Origin of the sequence: Lentzea aerocolonigenes, from assembly GCF_000955955.1 — a bacterium.
Lineage (GTDB): Bacteria > Actinomycetota > Actinomycetes > Mycobacteriales > Pseudonocardiaceae > Lentzea > Lentzea aerocolonigenes_A.
Map to the genome: position 1 here is coordinate 95,209 of NZ_JYJG01000003.1, position 21,192 is coordinate 116,400.

Sequence of the window (21,192 nt, forward strand, 5' to 3'; positions counted from 1 at the left end):
GTTCCGTTAACCGTTACCTGTGGGTAAGTTTGCCCGACGACGAAGCGCAGGTCTCTACGGTCCTCACCGAAGGAACACCGAAACGTTCGGCCTGCGGACCTCTCGGTACCGAAGGCAGGGGTAGGCAGAGGTGACATCTCCACTGCTCGGCCGGGACGCGGAACTCGCGGCTCTCGGACGTTTGCTGGACGACGCAGTACAAGGGACGGCCTCGTGCGTGGTCGTCACCGGAGGCTTCGGCATCGGCAAGTCCGCGCTGCTGGACGCCTTCACGGCCGAGGCCAGAGGGCGCGGGTTCACCGTGCGCATGGCCAAGAGCGCCCGGCTGGAGAGCCACTTGCCGGGTGCCGTGGTACGCCAGCTCGCTCCGTGCCTCGCCAACGAACATGACCTCGAAGAGCTGTACGCGCGCGCTGCGAACTCCGCGCGCAAGGCACCGATCCTCATGGTCATCGACGACGTCCACGTCGCCGACACGTTCTCCAAGCGCGCGCTCGCCTACCTGCGGCCACGGATGCAGGGCATGCCGGTCGTCATCGCTCTCGGTGCCTCCCAGGGCTACCTCTCCACGGACGAGGTGACGCTGCCCGAGATCGCCGGCGCCCACCCGCACCGCATCGACCTCGAAGGCCTCGACGTCACCGCGATCGGACAGCTCACCGACAGGGATCCGCAACGCTGCCACGAGCTCACCGGCGGCAATCCCTATCTGCTACAAGCCTTGCTACGCGAGGAAGGTGAGGGCTCTGCTTCGGTCGGCGAGATGATCGGCATGCGGCTGCGTGAGTACACGGGCGCCGCCGAAGTCGCCCGCTCCGCCGCCGTGCTGAACGGTGACGCCGGCCTGGACCTGCTGTCCGCGCTGACCGGCTTCGACGCGTTGCCCGCCGTCGACACGCTCGTCCGCCTCGGCGTGCTCGCCGACACCGACCCGCTGACGTTCCGCCATCCGTTCGTGCGCAACAGCATCCTCGCCGACATGCCGATCGCCGTCCGGTCCGCCGCGCACGCCCGTGCCGCCTGGCTGCTGTTCGAGTCCGACGCCCCGGACGAACGCGTCGCCGAGCACGTGCTGAAGGCCAGGTCCGTCCGCCTGCCGTGGTCCGTCGACCTGCTGCGGGAAGTCGGCGGCGTCGAGCACCTCGAACGAGCGCTGGACGAACATCTGTCCGATGAGGACCGGCTGTCGATCGAGGTCGAGCTCGGCCACGCCGAACACCTCAAGGACAACAGGGAAGGCCGCGACCGGGTCCGGGACGCGCTGACCGCCTGCGAGGACCCGCATCTCGCCGCGAACGCCGCGCTGTCGTTGATCCAGAACATGTGCACGGGCTCCGACGCGCACTTCGCGGTGTCGCTGGCGATCATGGTGGTCGCGCGGCTGCTGCCAGAGGACCGCGACCTGGTCTGGAACCTCGTCTGCACCACGTACCTCCTCGCCGCCAACCGCGACGCCCGGATGGCCAACTGCGCGGGCAAGTACTACGACGACCTCATCGGCGACATCCCGCAGGACCCGAACCTGCGGCGCGCGCGGCAGGCGTTGCTCGCGGTCGGCAACGCTCGCAGCGGTGATTCGTCGACCGAAGCCGTCGAGCACGCGCTGGAGGCACTCGACGGCGAGTGGGTCGACGTGTTCGGCGAGCCCTACCTGTTCACGTTCCTGGTGCCGGTGCTCGCCGACCATCCCGAGCACATCAACAAGTTCTGGCTCTCGCACAGCACCGCGCCGGTCTCGTACGACCCGCACCTGCGCCGGGGAATGCTGAGCATGGTCGCCCGCGCCGCCGCCTTCCACAACAGCGGTGATCTGGCGCGCGCGTACACGTTCCTGACGCCGACCTCGACGGGCAGCACGGACTGCCCCGCGGTCCTGCTGGCCATGGCCAAGCTCGCCGAGGTGTGCATCGAGATGGGGCAGTTCGACGAGGCGGCCCCGCTCGTCGTCGAGGACGGGAATCTGTTGCAGCACATCAACGTCGTCTACGCCCGCGGCCGGCTGAAGCTCGCGTCGTGCCATGCCGAAGGTGCGTTGGAGGACCTGCTGGAGGCCGGCCGACGGCTCGCCGAACGAGAGATGCCGAACCCCGCGCTGCTGGCGTGGCGGCACCACGCGGTGCGCGCGTATTTGGCGTTGGGCAACAAGGACGACGCGGCCCGGCTCGCGCACGAGGAGCTGGATCTCGCCAAGCGGTGGGGTTCCACGCGCGTTGTCGGGACCGCGCTGATGAGTGTCGGCATCAGCACCGACGACGTCGATGTCCTGGCCGAGGCGGAACAGCTGCTCGCCTCGTCACCGCACCGGCTGCTGCACGCCCAGTCGTTGTACTGGCTCGGGCATCACCTGCGCCGCAAGGGACGCACCGAGGCCGCCGCCCCGCACCTGCGCCGTGCGTTCGAACTGGCGCGCCGCCTCAGCGCCCACCCGCTGGCCAAGCTCGCGGGCGACGAGGTGCGCGACGAGGACGACCAGGTGCAGGGCCTGACCAAGCAGGAGAACCGGGTCGCGCGGATGGCGGCGCAGGGTCTGACGAACCGGCAGATCGCCGAGATGCTGCACCTGACCCGCCGCACGGTGGAGCTGCACCTGTCGAGCGCCTACCGCAAACTCGGCATCAACGGACGAGCTGAGCTCGTCGCCGCCTTGTGGTCCTGACGGCGATCAACAGGCCCGCCAGCAACGCCATCAGGATCACGGTGACGACCGACGACAGCACCAGGAACTCGTTGAGCTGCCCGCCGGCGAGGTAGGCGCCGAGTGCGACCGCCACGACCGCGCACACGGCACGGTCCATGATGGACTCCATCGAGAGAAGCGTTGCGCGGTAACGGGAGTCCGGGATCGCGTCGTTGAGGAGCTTCTTCTGGATGGGGAAGCTCATGCCCGCGGTAACGGAGAACAGGCACAGCAACACGATCGTCAGGACCCCGCCGGACGGCACGATGAAGCCGATCGACAACGCCATCACGATCGTCAGCAGGAACACCGACTTCGCTGGGCCGATCTTCTTCGACAGCCAGTGCGGTCTTGCCGCGGCGATCGCCTCGAAGATCGTCATCGCGGCGAGCACCGAGCCGTACCAGTTGACCGAGACGTGCTTCGACTCGAGCACCGGCTGGAACAGGTTCACCTGCAGGATCCGCACCAGCGTGAACATCGCGATGCCCTGGACCATGAGCAGGAGCAGCCAGCGCGAGGCCTTGAGCGAGCTGAACGCCCCGCCGACGCCCGCGAGCAGCTTGGACGTCTTGCCTTCCGGCCTCGTCCAGCCAGGAATCGGCGGGAGCTTCAACGCGAGAACCACGGCGATCGCGGCGTTGATCGCCGTGAGCCAGTACGGCGACGGCATGTTCCACTGCATCAGCAGCCCGATCACCGGCCAGTACACGATCTTGCCGACCAGGCTGTACGACCGTCCGACGCCCTCGACCTTGAGGTAGAGGTGCCCGGCGTCGTGGGCGTTGAGGTACTCGTACAGGTACGCGCTCTGGGCACCCGAGATCAACGACCTGGCGAGCGCGATCAGCAGGAAGTGGATCAGGAACCCGGTGTAGTTGCCCGCGAACACCGGCACCAGGTTCGCGCCGACCAGCACGCTCGCGCCGAGCCACAACGACGTGCGGTAGTCGAAGCGGTCCGCGACCATGCCGGTCGGGATCTCCATGAGGCAGAACGCGACGTAGTAGATCGACTGGATGCCGAAGATCTCGGCGTCGCTCATCCCGAGCTGTTTCTGGTACTCGTAGAAGATCGGGATCCACAGCAGCAGCCCGAAGAAGAACTGGAAGCCGTACGTCAGGCGGACGGCACGCGCCACATCCGGAGTCGCCGGTACGCGAAGTCCCAGCATCAGATCGAGTACGGCCGCAGCTGCAGGACGTACAGGATGTCGTCGGTGGCGAGCCATTCGATGTCGACCGGCGAGTCGAACGTGTAGTCCGGCGAGAAGTGCGACTGCAGCAACCGTCCGACGATCGCGAGCCGCTGCAGCTGCGCCTGTGTCCTGGGACCGAGGTCTTCCTTCGCGTCACCGAGGGAGACCGTGCGACCGCCACCCTCCACAGTGGAGTAGAGGTACTGCATCGGCAGCTTCGAGCCCTCGACGACGTCGGTGACGTTCGGCGAGACGTTGATGTAGACGTTGCGGAAGTCGTTGCGGTTCATGGGGTTCGTGGTGACCATGACGCCGCCGAAGTCCGCCTTGACCTGCTCCTGGATCACGACGCCCATGAAGCAGTCGTCGAGCGAGATGCCTGCCTGCTGCCTGAGCCGGACGCTTCGCGCGGACACGAGCGAGGCCCACACCTCCTTGACCGACTCCACGATCTTCTCGGCGCTCGTGACGTGGTTGTACGACTCGTAGATGCCCGCAGCGGAGAACCCGGCGAGGTCCTCCGCGTTCGACGAGCTGCGCACCACGAACGTCCTGACCCCGGCCAGGTTCTCGACCAGCGCACTGTCCAGTTCGGACAGCAGGTAGTCCGGCACGCGGGTCTTGCGGATCAGCCGCTGCAGCTCGACGCACAACGGCTCGATCTCGCGGGCGTTGAGCTCCAGCGCCATCTTCAGCTTGCCGATGGCCTGCTGGATCTTCGGCGACGACTCCAGGAAGCCCTGGTGCATCGAGAACGGCAGCGCGACGCCGCGAGGCACCCGGACCCGTTCCGCGAGCAGCTGCTGGGCGGCGGCGAGCACGTCGCCGTCGCTGTCGAGCAGCTTCGCCAGGTACGGCATGAGGTTGTCCCGCGGCGGGCGCGGCACCGAGAAGAAACCGAGCAGCCGGCGCGGTGACTCGGTGGCGAGCACGTGGTGCAGCTCGCCGAGGTTCGCGGCCTTGGTGCCGTAGCGGTGGCTGTCGTTGTAGCGGATCTTGGCGAGGTTGAGGATCGGGTTGTAGGTGTCCTCGGGCTCCTCGAGCGTGATGCGCTGGGCGTACCAGGCGGGGCGCTGGCCGAGGTCCTGCGGCTCGTCGATCAGCCGCAACCCGACGGTCGCGCTCTTCGGCGACACCTCGTACTCGACCCACTGGCCGTCGAGGTTCTCCCGGTCGATCAGGTCGAACGCGCCGAGCTGGATGGCGTTCGGGATGGACCAGCCGGTCGCCAGGACGTTCGTGTGCGACAGGGGAGTGGTGTGGCTCGCGTTGATGATGCCGGCGAGCCGCGGAATGTCGTCCGGAACGCGGTGCATCACCACGATGTCGAACCACTCCAGCGAGTTCTCCCGGTACTCCTGCTCGGTGCGGAATGCGCGCAACCGGCCCTTCGTCGTACCCGGATTCAACGCCACGAACTCCGCCGTGGAGAACAATTCGTGCGCCAGGATCCGTGGCAGCCTTTCCACGGGAAGCTCCGCCACCTCCTGTTCCTGGAGGTGGTTGGCGGGCTTGAAGAACAGGGGCGTCGAGGCGTCGACGTTGCGGCGCACCTCGGAGTAGAAGAACTCGATCATGTCCGCCGACATGGTGTCGACCTCGACCGTCTCCAGTGAGAACATGCGCTTGTCCTCGCGCTTGTGCAGCGACAGGATGCCGAGGAAGAACCGCCGGTCAGAGGCGTGGTAGAAGCTCTGGTTGAACTCGTCGATGCGCGCCCGCATCTCCTGCTCGGCCATGCCCAGGATCTCCTGGCCGATGTAGATCGCGTGGAACTCGTGGCGCGCGTTGTTCAGGAAGTGGATCGTCTCGTTCTGGCGGTCGAGGACCACTTTGACGAAGGAATAACCACCCAGACTGCCGGATAGCTGGTTGAAAGCCGACATAGTCAGCTGCTCCCCGACCAACCCCGCCACGTCGGCCTCCTGGACAGCCACACCTGCTCCTCTCGCGCGTCATTGCAACGAGCAAGTGTGACACCCGGGAGATAGGCGTTATTCCTGTTGAAATCTCAATTGGACGGGAGCCGATTCACTTTCCCTCAAACTTTCGTCAACAGGAGACCGGCGTCACCATCCGTTGGGTGAAGAATCCAACTGAATGGGACGCCGGTCCCGTGATGTGAGCCGAAATTCCGGTTGGTGACCTGGGTTACCCGAGCTGGCCCTGCTTGAGCTCGACAGCCTCGCGGGCGAGGGTCTCGATGCGGTCCCAGTCGCCGGCCTTGAGCGCATCCTTCGGAGCCAGCCACGAGCCGCCGACGCAGCCGACGTTCGGCAGTGCGAGGTAGTTCGGCGCGGTCTGCGGGGTGATGCCGCCGGTCGGGCAGAACCTGATGTGCGGGATCGGCCCGCCGATCGACTTCAGGTAGTCGACGCCGCCCGCCGCCTCGGCCGGGAAGAACTTGAGCGCGCTGAGCCCGCGCTCGGCCAGCCGCATCACCTCGGACACGGTCGCCGCGCCCGGCAGGTACGGCAGCCCGGTCGCGTCTGCGGCGTCGAGCACCCGATCGGTCGTGCCGGGCGTGACGAGGAACGCCGCCCCGGCCTTCGCGGCCTGCTCGGCGTGCTCCGGCGCCGTCACGGTGCCCGCGCCGATCACGATCTCCGGCACCTCGCGCGCGACGTTCTCGATCGCGGCGAGCGCGGCCGGGGTGCGCAGCGTCAGCTCGATGACGCGGATGCCCCCGCGCAGCAGCGCCTGGGCGAGCGGCACCGCGTGGTCGGCGTCGTCGACCACGACGACGGGGATGACGGGCGACAGCTCCAGCAGGTCGGCTCCGGTGGTCACGGGCGCTCTCCTTGCCAATCTTTGTGATCGAAAACCGATATATCGGATACTGCCACACCCCCTCCGTCCCCCACCCGGATGCAAAAAACGTTTGCGGACGAAGTCAAAAGACTCATTGCAAAGGTGGCCGGGAGGGCTGCGGGCGGTTGGTGGCGGGCGGGCTGGCCGGGCGTCGCCGCGCCCTTTGCAACGAGTCTTTTGACGGCGTCGTCCAAAGAGTCATTGCTAAGGCGCAGGTCGGCGGTGGTCGGTGCGGCAATATATTAGTGGCTAGAGGTGGGTGACAGGGGCGAAGTGGTCGGCGGTGATCGGGCCGAACACGGTGGCGCCGCGGTCAGCGGGACCGACCGAGCGGCGGAGGGCGGCGAACAGCTCGCGGCCCGTGCCGACCCATTCGCGACCGGTCGGCGGGAAGTCGACGAGCGGGCGGGAGGCGAGCTCCTCGGCCGAGACGCGGACTTCCAACGTGCCGGCGGTGGCGTCGAGCCGGACGACGTCGCCGTCGCGGACCCGGCCCAGTGGACCGCCGACGGCGGCCTCCGGGGTCAGCTGGATCGCGGCCGGGATCTTGCCCGAAGCGCCGGACATGCGGCCGTCGGTGACGAGAGCGACCTTGTAGCCGCGGTCCATCAGGACGCCCAGCGGAGGTGTCAGCTTGTGGAGCTCGGGCATGCCGTTGGCCTGGGGACCCTGCTGGCGGACGACGACGACCACGTCGCGGTCGAGCTCGCCCGCCTTGAAGGCCTCCTGGAACGCCTCCTGCGTGGTGAAGACGCGGGCCGGGGCCTCGACGACGTGGTTCTCGGAAGCCACCGCCGAGACCTTGATGACCGAGCGGCCCAGGTTGCCGGAGAGCATGCGCAGGCCACCGTCGGAGGCGAACGGCTCGGTAACAGGCCGCAGCACGTCGAGGTCCAGCGAGCGGCCGGGGCCGTCGACCCAGACCAGCGAGCCGTCGAGCAGCATCGGTTCCTGGCGGTAGCGGTCGAGGCCGTGACCGACGACGGTGTTGACGTCGGCGTGCAGCAACCCGGCGTCCAGAAGCGTGCCGACGACGAACTGGACACCGCCCGCGGCCTGGAAGTGGTTGATGTCGGCGCTGCCGTTCGGGTAGACCCGCGCGATCAACGGCACCACGGCGGACAGGTCGTTGAGGTCGTCCCAGCTCAGCTCGATGCCCGCGGCGGCGGCGATGGCGACCAGGTGCATCGTGTGGTTCGTCGAACCACCGGTGGCCAGCAACGCGACCACACCGTTGACCACGGCCTTCTCGTCGACGATGTGCGCGATCGGCGTGTAGCCCTCACCGCGGGCCATCTCGACGGCGCGACGGCCGGCGTACTCGGTCAGCGCACGACGCAGACCGGTACCGGGAGGCACGAAGGACGCGCCCGGCAGGTGCAGGCCCATGACCTCGACGACCATCTGGTTCGAGTTCGCGGTGCCGTAGAACGTGCAGGTGCCGGGGGAGTGGTACGAGGCGGCCTCGGCCTCCAGGAGGTCCTCGCGCGAGGCCTTGCCCTCGGCGTAGAGCTGCCGGACGCGGGCCTTCTCCTTGTTCGACAGGCCGGACGCCATCGGGCCCGCGGGCACCAGGATCGACGGCAGGTGGCCGAACGACAGAGCGCCGATCAGCAGCCCGGGCACGATCTTGTCGCAGACGCCCAGCAGCACGGCGGCGTCGAACATCTCGTGCGACAGGGCCACACCGGTGGACATCGCGATGACGTCGCGGCTGAACAGCGACAGCTCCATGCCGTCACGGCCCTGGGTGATGCCGTCGCACATCGCGGGCACACCGCCCGCGAACTGGGACACGCCGCCCACCTCGCGCACGGCGTCCTTGATCCAGGCCGGGTACTCCTGGAACGGCTGGTGGGCCGACAGCATGTCGTTGTAGGACGAGACGATCGCGACGTTGGACTTCCGCAAAGCACGCAGAGCGGCCTTGTCGCCGCCGGTGATCCCGGCGAAGCCGTGCGCCAGGTTGCTGCACGCGAAGCCGGACCGGGACGTGCCGTCCTGCGCGGCGGCCGCCACTCGTTCGAGGTACACACGCCGGGTGTCCGCGCTTCGGGCGGCGATCCTGCGTGTCACCTCTGTCAGAACGGGATGCAGTTCGGTCATGGGGGTCTCCGGGTCATCACGGGCCGTGGTGGGGCCCTTACGAGACGACAACGGTGGCGTCCCACGGACGGGCGTGACGCCACACACAGTAAGTCATGGCTGGTCGTAGACACAAAAACGATTCAGTAGGCGAGACGGGTTCAGTTTTGAATCTTGGCGTGTGGTGCTTGTCACATGGCTTGAGATTGGGCAGAGTGCGGGGCACGACCTTGGAACGGAGGTGTCCCCATGACGTCCACGGAGATCGTCGAACTGCGCCGGGTCATCGGCCAGATGCGGCACTGCGTCAGCTCGTTGCGCGCCAAGTACGGCGACGTGGCGGCCGTGCAACGCCTTGCCAACGACGTAGAACGCATGGACATCGACGCCACCGAACTCGTCGATCTCGGCTCCACCCCGAGGCAGCGGGAAGCGCCTCAAGTGGAACGCGAGGTCGTGGTCGTGCCCGACACGCCCTACGACGAGTCGCTGTGGAAGGACGCAGACGACGAAGGACTCGGTGGCTACCGCAACCGATCCTGAGCCGACCTGATCCCACGGCCCCCGCCTGACGCGGGGGCCGTTCGGCGTTTCCCCACAACGACGTGGACCCCCAGAAAGGTGAGTAATGGCGAGGGCAGAGATCGCCGCCAGGACTCTGCGCACGGACCGATGGTGGCTGCCACCGCTGACGACGTTCGTCGGCCTGCTGCTCATCTCGATCTACGCGGCGTTCCGCACGTTCCAGGGGGACTACTACTGGGTCGACCAGTACCACTACCTCACACCGATGTACTCCCCGTGCCTCACCGAGGAGTGCCTCCCCGCGGCATCGCACTTCGGTCAGTGGTTCCCGGCGCTGCCGGGCTTCCTGACCCCGCCGGTGATCATCATCCCGTTCCTGCTGGGATTCCGGATCACCTGCTACTACTACCGCAAGGCCTACTACCGGGCCGCCTGGGCGTCGCCGCCCGCGTGCGCCGTGGCCGAGCCGCACAGCAAGTACACCGGTGAGACCAGGTTCCCGCTGATCGCGCAGAACCTGCACCGCTACTTCTTCTACGCGGCCTCGATCCTGCTGCTGATCAACATCTACGACGCGATCCTCGCGTTCGGCACCGGACTCGGCCTCGGCAACATCATCCTGCTGGCCAACGTCGCGCTGCTCGGCGCGTACACGCTGTCCTGCCACTCGTGCCGCCACATCGCGGGCGGGCGGCTCAAGCACTTCTCCAAACACCCGGTCCGGTACTGGATGTGGACGCAGATCTCCAAGCTGAACAACCGGCACATGCAGCTCGCGTGGGCCTCGTTGATCTTCGTCTGCCTCACCGACCTGTACGTCGCGCTGGTCGCCTCGGGAACGATCTCCGACCTCCGCTTCATCAACTAAGGAGTGGTTTTGCCCGAGCTGGAAAGGCATTCGTTCGACGTTCTCGTGATCGGTGCCGGTGGCGCTGGGTTGCGTGCCGCGATCGAGGCCCGTGAGCACGGCCTGCGCACCGCCGTTCTCTGCAAGTCGTTGTTCGGCAAGGCCCACACCGTCATGGCCGAGGGTGGCATCGCCGCCGCCATGGGCAACGTGAACTCGAGCGACAGCTGGCAGGTGCACTTCCGCGACACCATGCGCGGCGGCAAGTTCCTCAACAACTGGCGGATGGCCGAGCTGCACGCGCAGGAAGCGCCGCAACGTGTCTGGGAGCTGGAGACCTACGGCGCGCTGTTCGACCGCACCAAGGACGGCCGGATCTCGCAGCGCAACTTCGGTGGCCACGAGTACCCGCGTCTCGCGCACGTCGGTGACCGCACCGGACTCGAACTGATCCGCACGCTGCAGCAGAAGATCGTTTCGTTGCAGCAGGAGGACTTCAAGGAGTTCGGCGACTACGAGGAACGCCTGCGGGTGTTCCAGGAGTTCACCGTCACCGACCTCGTCAAGGACGGGGACCGGATCGCCGGCGCGTTCGGCTACTGGCGCGAGTCCGGCCGGTTCGTGCTGTTCGAGGCACCGGCGGTGATCCTCGCGACCGGCGGCATCGGCAAGTCGTTCAAGGTCACCTCGAACTCCTGGGAGTACACCGGCGACGGTCACGCGCTCGCGATGCGCGCGGGTGCCTCGCTGATCAACATGGAGTTCATCCAGTTCCACCCCACCGGGATGGTCTGGCCGCCGTCCGTGAAGGGCATCCTCGTCACCGAGTCCGTGCGCGGTGACGGTGGCGTGCTCAGGAACTCCGACGGCAAGCGCTTCATGTTCGACTACATCCCCGAGGTGTTCAAGGACAAGTACGCCGACAACGAAGAAGAAGGCGACCGCTGGTACACCGACCAGGCGAACAACCGGCGCCCACCGGAGCTGTTGCCGCGCGACGAGGTCGCACGCGCGATCAACTCCGAGGTCAAGGCCGGGCGCGGGTCACCCCACGGCGGCGTTTTCCTCGACGTGTCAACGCGTCTGCCCGCTGAAGAGATCCGCAAGCGGCTGCCGTCCATGCACCACCAGTTCAAGGAACTGGCCGATGTGGACATCACCGCGCAGCCGATGGAGGTCGGCCCGACGTGTCACTACGTGATGGGTGGCGTCGAGGTCGACCCGGACACCGGATCCTCTTCCGTGGCAGGGCTTTACGCGGCCGGTGAGGTCTCCGGTGGCATGCACGGCTCGAACCGCCTGGGTGGGAACTCGTTGTCGGACCTGCTCGTGTTCGGGCGCAGGGCCGGTGCGGGTGCCGCGGAGTACGTGCGCGCGATGACCGACCGCCCCACCGTCTCCGAAGACATCGTCACAGAGGCGCGGGCGACCGCTCTGAAGCCGTTCCAGACGGAAGGCGGCGAGAACCCGTACACGCTGCACATGGAGCTGCAGCAGTCGATGAACGACCTGGTCGGCATCATCCGGCGCCAGGGTGAGATGGAAGAGGCCTTGCAGCGGCTGGAGAAGCTCAAGGAGCGCGCCCAGTCGCTGACGGTCGAGGGACACCAGCAGTTCAACCCCGGCTGGCACCTCGCGCTCGACCTGCGCAACATGCTGCTGGTGTCGGAGTGCGTGGCGAAGGCCGCGTTGCTGCGGACCGAGTCGCGCGGCGGGCACACCCGTGACGACCACCCGGTGATGGACGCCGAGTGGCGCCGGAAGCTGTTGGTCTGCAACGTCGACGGAGATGGTGTCTCGGTGGAGGAGAAACCGCAGATCCCGATTCGCCACGACCTGCTGGACCTGTTCGACCGCGCCGAGCTGGAGAAGTACCTCACCGCCGAGGAGTTGTCATGAGCTACCAGGGGAAGTTCCGGGTGTGGCGCGGTGACGACTCCGGCGGCGCGCTGGAGGACTTCACCGTCGAGGTCAACGAGGGTGAGGTCGTGCTCGACATCATCCACCGGCTGCAGGCCACGCAGGCGCCGGACCTCGCGGTGCGGTGGAACTGCAAGGCGGGCAAGTGCGGCTCGTGCTCGGCGGAGATCAACGGCCGGCCTCGGCTGCTGTGCATGACCCGGATGTCGACGTTCACGGAGGGCGAGACGATCACGGTCACGCCGATGCGGACGTTCCCGATCATCCGCGACCTCGTCACCGACGTGTCCTTCAACTACACCAAGGCGCGCGAGGTGCCGTCGTTCGCGCCGCCGAAGGACCTGGCGCCGGGCGAGTACCGGATGCAGCAGGTCGACGTCGAGCGCTCGCAGGAGTTCCGCAAATGCATCGAGTGCTTCCTGTGCCAGAACACCTGTCACGTGGTGCGTGATCACGAGGAGAACAAGGAGGCGTTCTCGGGGCCGCGATTCCTCATGCGGGTCGCGGAACTGGAGATGCACCCGCTCGACACCGCCGATCGCGTCGACCAGGCGCAGGAGGAGCACGGACTCGGGCTCTGCAACATCACCAAGTGCTGCAGCGAGGTGTGCCCCGAGCACATCCACATCACCGACAACGCGCTCATCCCGATGAAGGAGCGCGTGGCGGACCGCAAGTACGACCCGATCGTCTGGCTCGGCAACAAGCTGTTCAAGCGCTGAACGCCTGAGGCACGACCAGCCGGGACTCGTAGGCCATCACCACGGCCTGCGCCCGGCTGGTCAGCCGCAGCTTCGTCATCACGCGGTTGAGGTGCGTCTTCACCGTGCCCTCGGTGACGGTCAGCTTCGCCGCGATGGCCGCGTTCGTCAGCCCCGTGCCGACGAGCCGCAGCACCTCGCGTTCGCGGCCCGTGAGCTCGTCCAGGCCCACCGCACTCCACGGCGCGACAGCCGTGTCACCACGCAGATAGGCCGCCACGAGCCGGCGCATCACGGTAGGGCTGAACTGCATCTCGCCGGACGCCACCGCGTTGATCGCGGCCAGCAGACGGGCGGGTTCCGACTCCTTCAGCACGAACCCCGCGGCACCCAGGCGCAACGCCTCGTGGATGTACTCGTCGAGGTCGACCGTGGTCAGGATGAGCACACGCGACGTGGCCGCCAGCTGTTCCACAGCGGACAGGCGGGTGTCCATCAGCACCACGTCCGGGCGCGACGACTCGGCGAGCAGCACCGCCGTGTCGCTGTCGGCGGTCTCCCCGACGACTGTCATGCCAGGTGTGGCGTTCAGCAAAGCGACCAGGCCCGCTCTGAACAACGGCTGGTCGTCGACTACGAGCACGCGCGTCACAATGCCCCTCATTCATGTGACGTCACCGCGGTAGATCCCCCCAACTCCGAGCGTACCGCGAAAGTTGACGAGAGATCCACTGTTCGTGAGACGCAACGGTTCCGCTCTCGTCGATACGTTCCGCGCATGCGCACCGCATCGGCAGACCTGCTCTCCGTCCGGACGATCACCGCCGACGGCTCGGACGTCTACCTGCGCGTCACGTCCAGTCCCGTGGACCTGGAGATCCGGTGGTTCCGCGACGGCGACCTCCGGGTGGCGGGGAGCCCCGTGCTGTTCCCGGCGGGGGACCGTTCGCGCCGGCGGATCGGCTCGAACTTCCGCGCCGGGACGACGTTCTACCTGGGGGTCGTGGGCAGTGAGCAGGACTGGTGCGGCGTCGTCGACTGGAACGTCTACTCCTGAGGGGAAACTCCTGATGAAACGAGCACTCGTCGGTCTGCTCGCCGTGGGCTTCGCGATGCTGTCCGCCGTGCCCGCGCAGGCGGCGTCGACCACGATCACGGTGCCGTTCAAGCACAACCAGATCACGTGGTTCACGACCGCGCGCACGATCACCGTCGCGGGCTCGAACATCGACGCCCAGGTCGCCTACGGCGGCATCATGCAGCTCGCCTGGTACAAGTGCGGCGACCGCAACACGCGCGGCGCGTTCGTGCGGATGGAGGAGACGCGCACGCGCGTCGGCTCGAACTTCAAGGCGGGCACCAAGTTCTGCCTCGCCTCGAACAGCCCGTACACCTCGGGCACCGTCGGAGGAACGTTGTGGTGGAGCGGAAACTGACCGCACTGCTCCCGATCTCTCTGGTCGCGGTCGCCCTGCTCGCGGGCTGCGCGACGCCCCAACCGCAGTTCGTGGACCAGGGGCAGTACGCGAAAGCCGTGCGGGACAGCGCTTCGAAGCTCACCTGGCCGGACGGCCGCACGCCGGACCTCGACGTGCTCGCGGAGAAGTCGGGTCCGGGGCCGGACAAGGCACCGGTGGGCAGCGAGCGGATCGTCCTGGAGATGACCAACGCGTGCGCCTGGTACCTCGGCTGGGAGGACGCCCGCAAGCGCGGCGACCAAGCGGCCGAGTCCACGGCGTTGAAGGTGATGGACGAGGTGCTGCCGAAGTTCTCACCGGAGGACCCGGACGGTCAGCGCTACGCCCGTGAGACGGCTGCCAAGGCCAAGGCGGGCAACGGTTCACTGGCGGCGGACTACGTGGCGAACAACTGCGAGTCCGTGGTCTGGAAGTAGCAGAACGGGGCGTGTCCGATGTGGACACGCCCCGTTCTCGCCGCGAACCGTCAGACCGACGCCATCTCGGGAATGTCGTCGGCGTCCACGTGGATGACCTTCTTGTTGCGGCGGTTGCGCTTCTCGAGGTAGGTCGCGAGCCACGTCAGCAGCAGGCACAGCCCGATGTAGATCGCGGCGACCACGATCATCACCGAGATCATCGGCCGGCCGAAGTTCGGCGCGTCACCACCGATGCGCGTACCCCACCGCAGCAGCTCCTCGTACGTGATCAAGAAGCCGAGCGCGGTGTCCTTCAGCAGCACCACGAGCTGGCTGATGATCGTCGGCAGCATGGCCCGCAACGCCTGCGGCAGCAGCACGAACGTCATCACCTGCGTCTTGCGCATGCCCAGCGCGTACGCGGCCTCGCTCTGCCCCTTCGGCAGCGAGTTGATGCCCGCGCGGAAGACCTCCGCGAGCACCGAGCCGTTGTAGAGCATCAGGCTGACCACGACCGCCGTGAACGCGGTCAGCTTGATCCCGGCCTGCGGCAGGCCGTAGTAGAAGAAGAACATCATGATCACGAGCGGGATCGCGCGGAAGACCTCGACGATCACCGCCGCGGGCGTGCGGACCCACGCGTGGTCTGACAGCCGGGCGGCCGCGAAGATCGCGCCGAACGCGAGCGCCAGCACCGCGCCGACGGCGAACGCGGACAGCGTGTTGCCGATGGCGTCGACCAGTGAGAGCTGGATCTGCTTGTAGTTGATCCAGTCGAGCCTGCGGCTGGAGAACTGGTCGGTGACGATGAACCGCATCACCACGTACACGATCGCCGCGAGCACCGCCGCGATGCCGACGACGGCCATGATCTTGTGACGGACGCGGGCCTTCGGGCCCGGGACGTCGAACAGCACCATGCTCATCGGGCCACGCTCCACCGCTTCTCGAAGACCTGCTGGACGTACGTCAGCGGCAGCACCAGGATGATGAACCCGATGGCGACCCAGATGAGTCCGAAGAGGACGTCGTCACCCTGGTCCGCCAGCGCCTCGCGGATGTTGCCCGCCTGGAAGACGGCGAAGCCGGACGCGACCGTCGTGTTCTTCAGCAACGCGATCATGGTGCTCGTCATCGGCGGCACCACCGAGCGCAACGCCTGCGGCAGCACGACGTTGCCGAGCATCTGGGTGAACGTGAGGCCGAGCGCGCGCGACGCCTCCGCCTGGCCGACCGGGACCGTGTTGATGCCCGACCGCACGACCTCGCACACGAACGCCGCCGTGTAGAGCGACAGCGCCACCAGCGCGGCGGTGTACTCGCTGATCTTCAGGATCTCCAGCAGCGGGTACGCGAACACGAAGAACACGAAGACCAGCGTCAACGGCGTGTTGCGCAGGACCGTCACGTACCCGGTGCCGATGCCGCGGAAGACCGGCACGGGGCTGACCCTCAGTGCCGCGAGGAGCGTGCCCAGCACCAGCGACAGCACCGCGGAGACCGCGAAGAGCTGCAGCGTCTGGCCGAAAGCCCGCAGGAACAGATCTAGGTTGTTGGTGAGGACGCTCATCGGTTTCCTTGCCGTCCGTCCGCCTTCAAAGGAACGGCCGGTGGACCCACGCGGGATCCACCGGCCACGTGAGGAACCGTCAGTACCGGTCGATCTTCGGCTTCTCGGCGGACGAGCCGGACTTGCCCAGCGTGCCGTCGTAGATCTTCTGCCAGGAGCCGTCGTCCAGCGAGGCCTGCAGGATGTCGTTCACCTTGCCGCGCAGGGCCGTGTCCTCCTTGGGCAGGCCGATGCCGTACGGCTCGCTGGAGAACGTCTTGCCGACGACCTTCAGCTTGCCGTCCTCGGCGGCGGCGTAGCCCTTGAGGATCGCGTCGTCGGTGGTGACCGCGTCGACCTCACCGTTGAGCAGCTTGGTGACGCACTGCGAGTAGCCCTGGAACTCGAGGACGTTGCCCTCCTCGGTGAGCTTCTCGTCCTTGATGCGCTTGGCCGGCGTGGAGCCCGTGACCGAGCAGACCTTCTTGCCCTTGAGCGTGTCCTTGCCGGTGATGTCGGTGTTGTCCTTCTTCACCAGCAGGTCCTGACCGGCGACGAAGTACGGGCCGGCGAAGCCGACCTTCTCCTTGCGGCCCGCGTTGATCGTGTACGTGCCGACGTAGTAGTCGACGTCGCCGTTGATCAGCGCCTGCTCACGCGCGGCGGACTGGATCGTCTTGTACTGGATCTTCTCGGGGTCGAAGCCCAGCTTCGCCGAGATCAGTCGCGCGATGTCGATGTCGAAGCCGCTGTACTTGTTCGTCGTCGGGTCCTTGTAGCCCAGGCCCGGCTGGTCTTCCTTGACACCGATCACGAGGTTGCCGCGCGCCTTGGCCTTCTCGAACGTGGGCGAGCCGTCGACCTTGACGTCCTTGGCGACCTCGAACAGGCCGGCGGGCGCCGCCGTGTCGGTCGGGGAGCCCTCCTTGCCACACGCGGTCAGGGCCAGTGCGCCCGTCAGCAGCACCGCCGCAAGGGTGCGAACCCTCATCGTCCTTCTCCTGCCATTCGTCCGAAAAGTGGGCTGACTTCTAGTGAGTCAGGATCTTGCCAAGGAAGTCCTTCGCGCGGTTGGACTTCGGGGCCGAGAAGAACTCTTCCGGGGTGGAGTCCTCGACGACCTCGCCGTCGGACATGAAGATCACCCGGTCCGCGGCCTTGCGGGCGAAGCCCATCTCGTGCGTGACGACCAGCATCGTCATGCCGTCCTTGGCCAGGCCCGTCATGACGTCCAGGACCTCCTGGACCATCTCGGGGTCCAGAGCGGACGTGGGCTCGTCGAACAGCATGACCTTGGGCTTCATCGCGAGCGCGCGGGCGATCGCCGCACGCTGCTGCTGCCCACCCGAGAGCTGAGCCGGGAACTTCTCCGCCTGGTTGGCGATCCCGACGCGCTCCAGCAGTTCCATCGCGGTCTTGCGCGCTTCGGCCGCCGGCGTCCTGCGCACCTTCACCGGAGCTAGCATCACGTTCTCGACGATGGTTTTGTGCGCGAAAAGGTTGAAGGACTGGAACACCATGCCGACATCGGCGCGAAGGCGGGCCAGTTCCTTTCCTTCGGCGGGAAGAGGCTGACCGTCGACCTCGATGAGACCGGAATCAATCGGCTCGAGGCGGTTGATGGTCCGGCACAGGGTCGACTTACCGGAACCGGACGGCCCCAGCACGACCACGACCTGCCCCTTCGGCACCTCCAGCTGCACGTTCTTGAGCACGTGGAGCGGGCCGAAGAACTTGTCCACACCCGCCACGCGAATCATCGGCGGGGTAGAGGCGGCAGTCATCCAGTCCTCCATTTGGGGTCGTCTGCGTTGGCGGAAACCTAGGTGTCCGCCACCACACCAGTCCAGGACATTGAGCAAGACTTAGGGTCTCAACTCTGTCACAGGCAGACATCGGTTGCCCGGGAGGTAGCGAAAGTGCGCGTGCTGCTCGTCGAGGACGACGACAGGGTCGCCGAGGCCTTGGTCCCCGCCCTGACCAGGCGGGGTTTCCACGTGGATCGGCAGGCCACGGGCCGAGGCACTCTCGACCGCCTCACCGGCGTCGACGTGGTGCTGCTCGACCTCGGCCTGCCCGACATGGACGGGGTGACGCTGTGCCGCGCCATCCGCGCGGCCTCGGACGTCGCGATCATCGTCGTGTCGGCGCGAGGGGAGATCGACGACCGGATCCTCGGGCTGCACGCCGGGGCGGACGACTACCTGGTCAAGCCGTATGACGTGGGAGAACTGGTCGCGCGGGTGCACGCGGTCCGGCGTCGCCGCGGCGCTGATCCCGTCGGTGTCGGGTCGGTGTCGACGGAGGTGTTCGAGACCGGCGACGTGCGCGTCGACCTGGGCCGCCACGAAGTCACCGTGGCGGGTGAAGCCGTCGCCCTTTCGCGCAAGGAGTTCCAGGTCCTCGCGCTGGTGATGGCGGCGGGCGGGGCGGTGTGCACGCGGGAGCGGATCCTCGCCGAGGTGTGGGGGCGGACGTGGTCCGGCGCCAACCGGACGCTGGACGTGCACGTGGCGACTTTGCGCACGAAGCTCGGGCGGCCCGCGCTGCTGGAGACCGTGCGCGGGGTCGGGTACCGGTTGGGACAGGCATCTTGAATCTTCACCTGATCGTGTTGGGTGACGGGTCGTGAGGTCTCGTCTGCTGGGTGTCGTGCTCGCCCTGATCGTGCTGGTGCTCCTCGGGCTCGGCCTGCCGCTGGGGCGTGGCGTGGCGGCCGCGGAGCAGCAGGAGATGTTCCTGGACCGGCTCACCGACACGAGCCGGTTCGCGTCTTTGGCACAGCGGCCGCTGATCGACGAGAAGCCGGGGCTGATCCGGTCCGAGCTGGAGCGGTACACCGAGCTCTACGACATCGGCGTGGCCGTGGTGGCCCGCGACGCGCCGACGGTGCCGCTCGTCGCCACGCGCAACGACCTCGCGCTCGGGGACAGCGCCGTCCAGGACCTGGTGAGCAAGGCCCTGGCCGGACGGCTGCCGGTCGCGCCGCCGTTGTTCATGCCGTGGAGTGACACGAAGCTCGTGCTCGCCGAACCCGTGCTGGTGGACGGCGAGGTGCGCGGTGCGGTGATCACGTTCTCGCCGACGTCCAAGACCCGGTTCGAGGTGCTGGCGTGGTGGGGGCTGCTGCTGGCGGCGTCGCTGCTCGTGCTGGCTCTGGCGGTGCTGCTGGCGTTGCCGGTGGTGCGCTGGACGTTGCGTCCGGTGCAGGCGCTGGACGACGCGACCGGGAAGCTCCTCGCGGCGGTGGTGTCGGGGAGACCGGTGCCGCCGGTGGGGGCGGAGAGCGGGCCGCCGGAACTGCGGCAGCTCTCGCGTTCTTTCGACCAGATGGCCGCGAACGTGAGTGATGTGCTTGCCGCGCAACGGGCCTTCGTCGCCGACGCGTCGCACCAGCTGCGCAACCCGTTGACCGCGCTGAAGCTCCGGCTGTCCAATCTGGAGGGTCACGTCGACGCCGAGGCCGAGGTGCACCAGGTCGAGGCGTTGAGCGAGACGGACCGGCTGAACCGGATCCTGGACGAGCTGTTGTCGATGGCCCGCGCGGAGTCCAGTTCGGTCGACCCGGTGCCGGTGGACGTCGACAAGTCCGTGGCCGCGCGGCTGTCGGCGTGGAACGCGGCCGCGGCGGCGAAGGAGGTCCACCTCGTGCTCGACGGTCAGCGCGTCGGCATGGCGCTCGCGCCGCCGCGTGGCGTCGAGACGATTCTCGACGCGCTGCTGGACAACGCGTTGAAGTTCACCGCTGAGGGCACGTTGATCGTCGTCGACGTCCGCAGGGCCGGCGGCGTCGTCACGCTGTCCGTCGCGGACCACGGGCCGGGGTTGCAGCCCGACGAGCTCGAACGCGCGACGGACCGGTTCTGGCGCAGCCCGGCACACCAGAACGTGCCCGGCTCGGGTCTCGGCCTCTCGATCGTGCGGCTCGTGGTCGAACGCGTCGACGGCGTCGTCCGGCTCGAATCGCCGGAGGACGGCGGCCTCAAGGTCGTGATCGAGCTGCCTGCCGTCTGATGTTCACCGGCGTCTGATATCCAATATATTAGACCTTGCTGTCCCGGTAGTAGCGCATCGCGCCGTTGTGCAGCGGCACCGGCGACGTCTCGATCGCCGACCGCTGCTCGATCGTTCTGGCCGCCGAGTGCGCCTTCACCAGGTCGGGCTGTGCCTCGAACAGCTGCCGCACGAGCGCCTCGGCGACGTCGTCGGACATGGAGTCGGTGACGAGCAGGAAGTTGCGCACGGTGAGCGTGATGACCGGCCCGGACTGCAGGTTGTAGGTCGACGCGGGCAGGGTTGCCGCCCCGTACACGGGATACTGCTGACGGAACGGGATCAGATCGTCCTTCAGGTCGAGCATCCGCACCCCGAGCGACTTGGTGAGGCCGGTGATGGCCGGTGATGGCAGGCCGCCCGACCAGAAGAACGCGTCGAGCCTGCCCTCGGTCATCCACCTGGCCGACTCCTCCAGGCCGAGGTTCAGCGTCGTCTGCGGCGTGATCTGGAACGACTTCAGCACCCGGTTCGCGATGATCTCGACACCGGACTCCGGCGCGCCGACGGACACGCGCAGCCCGGAGAGCTGGCCGAGCTTGGTCACCGGCAGGTCGTTGCGCACGATGACCTGCAGGTAGTCGTCGTGCATGCGGGCCAGCGCGCGCAGCTTGGACGAGCCCTCGACCTCCTCCAGCGCGTCGGCCTGCGAGAAGCCGACCTGGGCCTGGTCGTGCACCAGCCGCGTGACGTTGTCCTTCGACCCGGCCGTCACCACGACCTGGGGGCGCGCGATGCCGAGGCGCCCGCTCCAGATGTCCGCGAGCCCGTTGCCGAGCCGGTAGTAGACGCCGCCCTCACTGCCGGTCGCCATGGTGATCTTGATGTCCTCGACCGTGCTGCCGCAGCCCGTCAGGACCGTTGCGGCGGTCAACAGGCTCACGGCGGCATGCACTCGTCCCAGCACCTGCGCATCGTGCCACGGCGGCGTTCTACGCTTGCACCCGACG

Annotated in this window: 20 protein-coding genes; 10 read left to right on the top strand and 10 right to left on the bottom strand. The window is 67.4% G+C overall.

The window, feature by feature from the left end:
• Window positions 1-130 precede the first annotated feature (130 nt).
• Window positions 131-2,656: a LuxR family transcriptional regulator gene (locus tag UK23_RS00905; RefSeq protein ID WP_045309375.1), complete on the top strand. Its 2,526-nt coding sequence runs from the start codon at window positions 131-133 to the stop codon at window positions 2,654-2,656.
• On the opposite strand, the gene UK23_RS00910 is transcribed toward UK23_RS00905, so the two are convergent.
• The 4 genes from UK23_RS00910 to edd all read right to left on the bottom strand — a co-directional run bounded on the left by UK23_RS00910 (window position 2,616) and on the right by edd (window position 8,792).
• On the bottom strand, window positions 2,616-3,851 hold the full coding sequence (locus tag UK23_RS00910; RefSeq protein ID WP_045309376.1) for an MFS transporter: 1,236 nt from the start codon (window positions 3,849-3,851) through the stop codon (window positions 2,616-2,618). The two genes, UK23_RS00905 and UK23_RS00910, sit on opposite strands and share 41 nt — an antisense overlap.
• Window positions 3,851-5,812, bottom strand: coding sequence for a PEP/pyruvate-binding domain-containing protein (locus UK23_RS00915; protein ID WP_045309377.1), 1,962 nt, complete (start codon window positions 5,810-5,812; stop codon window positions 3,851-3,853). The genes UK23_RS00910 and UK23_RS00915 overlap by 1 nt, the downstream gene beginning before the upstream one ends.
• A gap of 214 nt (window positions 5,813-6,026) precedes the next feature.
• The gene (eda, locus tag UK23_RS00920) at window positions 6,027-6,665 is read right to left on the bottom strand and encodes a bifunctional 4-hydroxy-2-oxoglutarate aldolase/2-dehydro-3-deoxy-phosphogluconate aldolase (protein ID WP_045309378.1); all 639 of its coding nucleotides are present in this window, start codon (window positions 6,663-6,665) and stop codon (window positions 6,027-6,029) included.
• Between the two features lie 270 nt (window positions 6,666-6,935).
• Window positions 6,936-8,792: a phosphogluconate dehydratase gene (gene edd, locus UK23_RS00925; protein WP_045309379.1), complete on the bottom strand. Its 1,857-nt coding sequence runs from the start codon at window positions 8,790-8,792 to the stop codon at window positions 6,936-6,938.
• 228 nt (window positions 8,793-9,020) lie between these two features.
• Between edd and UK23_RS00930 the strand changes: the two genes are divergently transcribed.
• The 4 genes from UK23_RS00930 (at window position 9,021) to UK23_RS00945 (ending at window position 12,785) form a co-directional block, all read left to right on the top strand.
• Window positions 9,021-9,314, top strand: coding sequence for a hypothetical protein (locus UK23_RS00930; RefSeq protein WP_045309380.1), 294 nt, complete (start codon window positions 9,021-9,023; stop codon window positions 9,312-9,314).
• 85 nt (window positions 9,315-9,399) lie between these two features.
• Entirely contained in the window at window positions 9,400-10,164 is a 765-nt protein-coding gene (locus UK23_RS00935) for a hypothetical protein (protein WP_045309381.1), read from the top strand.
• 9 nt (window positions 10,165-10,173) lie between these two features.
• Window positions 10,174-12,042 (top strand): fumarate reductase/succinate dehydrogenase flavoprotein subunit, encoded by a 1,869-nt coding sequence (locus tag UK23_RS00940; RefSeq protein WP_045309382.1) that lies wholly within the window; start codon window positions 10,174-10,176, stop codon window positions 12,040-12,042.
• Complete coding sequence (locus UK23_RS00945) at window positions 12,039-12,785, top strand: succinate dehydrogenase/fumarate reductase iron-sulfur subunit (RefSeq protein ID WP_045309383.1); 747 nt, start codon at window positions 12,039-12,041, stop codon at window positions 12,783-12,785. The genes UK23_RS00940 and UK23_RS00945 overlap by 4 nt, the downstream gene beginning before the upstream one ends.
• Here UK23_RS00945 and UK23_RS00950 read toward each other — a convergent pair.
• Complete coding sequence (locus UK23_RS00950) at window positions 12,775-13,428, bottom strand: LuxR C-terminal-related transcriptional regulator (RefSeq protein WP_082114318.1); 654 nt, start codon at window positions 13,426-13,428, stop codon at window positions 12,775-12,777. The genes UK23_RS00945 and UK23_RS00950 overlap by 11 nt on opposite strands.
• A gap of 114 nt (window positions 13,429-13,542) precedes the next feature.
• Here UK23_RS00950 and UK23_RS00955 point away from each other — a divergent pair, with 114 nt between their 5' ends.
• The 3 genes from UK23_RS00955 to UK23_RS00965 are packed head-to-tail and all read left to right on the top strand — an operon-like array spanning window position 13,543 to window position 14,658.
• On the top strand, window positions 13,543-13,821 hold the full coding sequence (locus UK23_RS00955) for a hypothetical protein (protein ID WP_045309385.1): 279 nt from the start codon (window positions 13,543-13,545) through the stop codon (window positions 13,819-13,821).
• Window positions 13,822-13,834: 13 nt separating this feature from the next.
• The gene (locus UK23_RS00960) at window positions 13,835-14,200 is read left to right on the top strand and encodes a hypothetical protein (protein WP_045309386.1); all 366 of its coding nucleotides are present in this window, start codon (window positions 13,835-13,837) and stop codon (window positions 14,198-14,200) included.
• On the top strand, window positions 14,185-14,658 hold the full coding sequence (locus UK23_RS00965; protein WP_156212620.1) for a hypothetical protein: 474 nt from the start codon (window positions 14,185-14,187) through the stop codon (window positions 14,656-14,658). Before UK23_RS00960 ends, UK23_RS00965 begins: the two co-directional genes overlap by 16 nt.
• A 50-nt stretch (window positions 14,659-14,708) precedes the next feature.
• On the opposite strand, the gene UK23_RS00970 is transcribed toward UK23_RS00965, so the two are convergent.
• The 4 genes from UK23_RS00970 to UK23_RS00985 all read right to left on the bottom strand — a co-directional run bounded on the left by UK23_RS00970 (window position 14,709) and on the right by UK23_RS00985 (window position 17,949).
• Window positions 14,709-15,566 carry an amino acid ABC transporter permease gene (locus UK23_RS00970; RefSeq protein WP_045309388.1) on the bottom strand — a complete coding sequence of 286 codons (858 nt, stop codon included), beginning with the start codon at window positions 15,564-15,566 and terminating at the stop codon, window positions 14,709-14,711.
• Window positions 15,563-16,210, bottom strand: a complete 648-nt coding sequence (locus UK23_RS00975; RefSeq protein WP_045309389.1) for an amino acid ABC transporter permease — start codon at window positions 16,208-16,210, stop codon at window positions 15,563-15,565. Before UK23_RS00975 ends, UK23_RS00970 begins: the two co-directional genes overlap by 4 nt.
• Before the next feature lie 79 nt (window positions 16,211-16,289).
• A complete protein-coding gene (locus tag UK23_RS00980; RefSeq protein ID WP_045309390.1) occupies window positions 16,290-17,180 on the bottom strand; it encodes a glutamate ABC transporter substrate-binding protein in 891 nt (296 codons plus the stop codon).
• 40 nt (window positions 17,181-17,220) lie between these two features.
• Window positions 17,221-17,949, bottom strand: coding sequence for an amino acid ABC transporter ATP-binding protein (locus UK23_RS00985; RefSeq protein WP_196777569.1), 729 nt, complete (start codon window positions 17,947-17,949; stop codon window positions 17,221-17,223).
• Window positions 17,950-18,108: 159 nt separating this feature from the next.
• Between UK23_RS00985 and UK23_RS00990 the strand changes: the two genes are divergently transcribed.
• Both UK23_RS00990 and UK23_RS00995 read left to right on the top strand, forming a co-directional pair.
• Complete coding sequence (locus UK23_RS00990) at window positions 18,109-18,786, top strand: response regulator transcription factor (protein WP_045309391.1); 678 nt, start codon at window positions 18,109-18,111, stop codon at window positions 18,784-18,786.
• Window positions 18,787-18,817: 31 nt separating this feature from the next.
• A complete protein-coding gene (locus UK23_RS00995) occupies window positions 18,818-20,203 on the top strand; it encodes a sensor histidine kinase (RefSeq protein ID WP_045309392.1) in 1,386 nt (461 codons plus the stop codon).
• A gap of 28 nt (window positions 20,204-20,231) precedes the next feature.
• Here UK23_RS00995 and UK23_RS01000 read toward each other — a convergent pair whose 3' ends face one another.
• Window positions 20,232-21,149, bottom strand: coding sequence for a TAXI family TRAP transporter solute-binding subunit (locus UK23_RS01000; RefSeq protein WP_231114328.1), 918 nt, complete (start codon window positions 21,147-21,149; stop codon window positions 20,232-20,234).
• Window positions 21,150-21,192 lie beyond the last annotated feature (43 nt).

What these genes read in the sequence shown, in the direction of transcription:
- UK23_RS00910 (WP_045309376.1), bottom strand. Translation starts at nt 3,851, where the DNA reads ATGCTGGGACTTCGCGTACCGGCGACTCCGGATGTGGCGCGTGCCGTC.
- edd (WP_045309379.1), bottom strand. Translation starts at nt 8,792, where the DNA reads ATGACCGAACTGCATCCCGTTCTGACAGAGGTGACACGCAGGATCGCC.
- UK23_RS00930 (WP_045309380.1), top strand. Translation starts at nt 9,021, where the DNA reads ATGACGTCCACGGAGATCGTCGAACTGCGCCGGGTCATCGGCCAGATG.
- UK23_RS00935 (WP_045309381.1), top strand. Translation starts at nt 9,400, where the DNA reads ATGGCGAGGGCAGAGATCGCCGCCAGGACTCTGCGCACGGACCGATGG.
- UK23_RS00945 (WP_045309383.1), top strand. Translation starts at nt 12,039, where the DNA reads ATGAGCTACCAGGGGAAGTTCCGGGTGTGGCGCGGTGACGACTCCGGC.
- UK23_RS00950 (WP_082114318.1), bottom strand. Translation starts at nt 13,428, where the DNA reads ATGAGGGGCATTGTGACGCGCGTGCTCGTAGTCGACGACCAGCCGTTG.
- UK23_RS00955 (WP_045309385.1), top strand. Translation starts at nt 13,543, where the DNA reads ATGCGCACCGCATCGGCAGACCTGCTCTCCGTCCGGACGATCACCGCC.
- UK23_RS00960 (WP_045309386.1), top strand. Translation starts at nt 13,835, where the DNA reads ATGAAACGAGCACTCGTCGGTCTGCTCGCCGTGGGCTTCGCGATGCTG.
- UK23_RS00970 (WP_045309388.1), bottom strand. Translation starts at nt 15,566, where the DNA reads ATGAGCATGGTGCTGTTCGACGTCCCGGGCCCGAAGGCCCGCGTCCGT.
- UK23_RS00975 (WP_045309389.1), bottom strand. Translation starts at nt 16,210, where the DNA reads ATGAGCGTCCTCACCAACAACCTAGATCTGTTCCTGCGGGCTTTCGGC.
- UK23_RS00980 (WP_045309390.1), bottom strand. Translation starts at nt 17,180, where the DNA reads ATGAGGGTTCGCACCCTTGCGGCGGTGCTGCTGACGGGCGCACTGGCC.
- UK23_RS00985 (WP_196777569.1), bottom strand. Translation starts at nt 17,949, where the DNA reads ATGATTCGCGTGGCGGGTGTGGACAAGTTCTTCGGCCCGCTCCACGTG.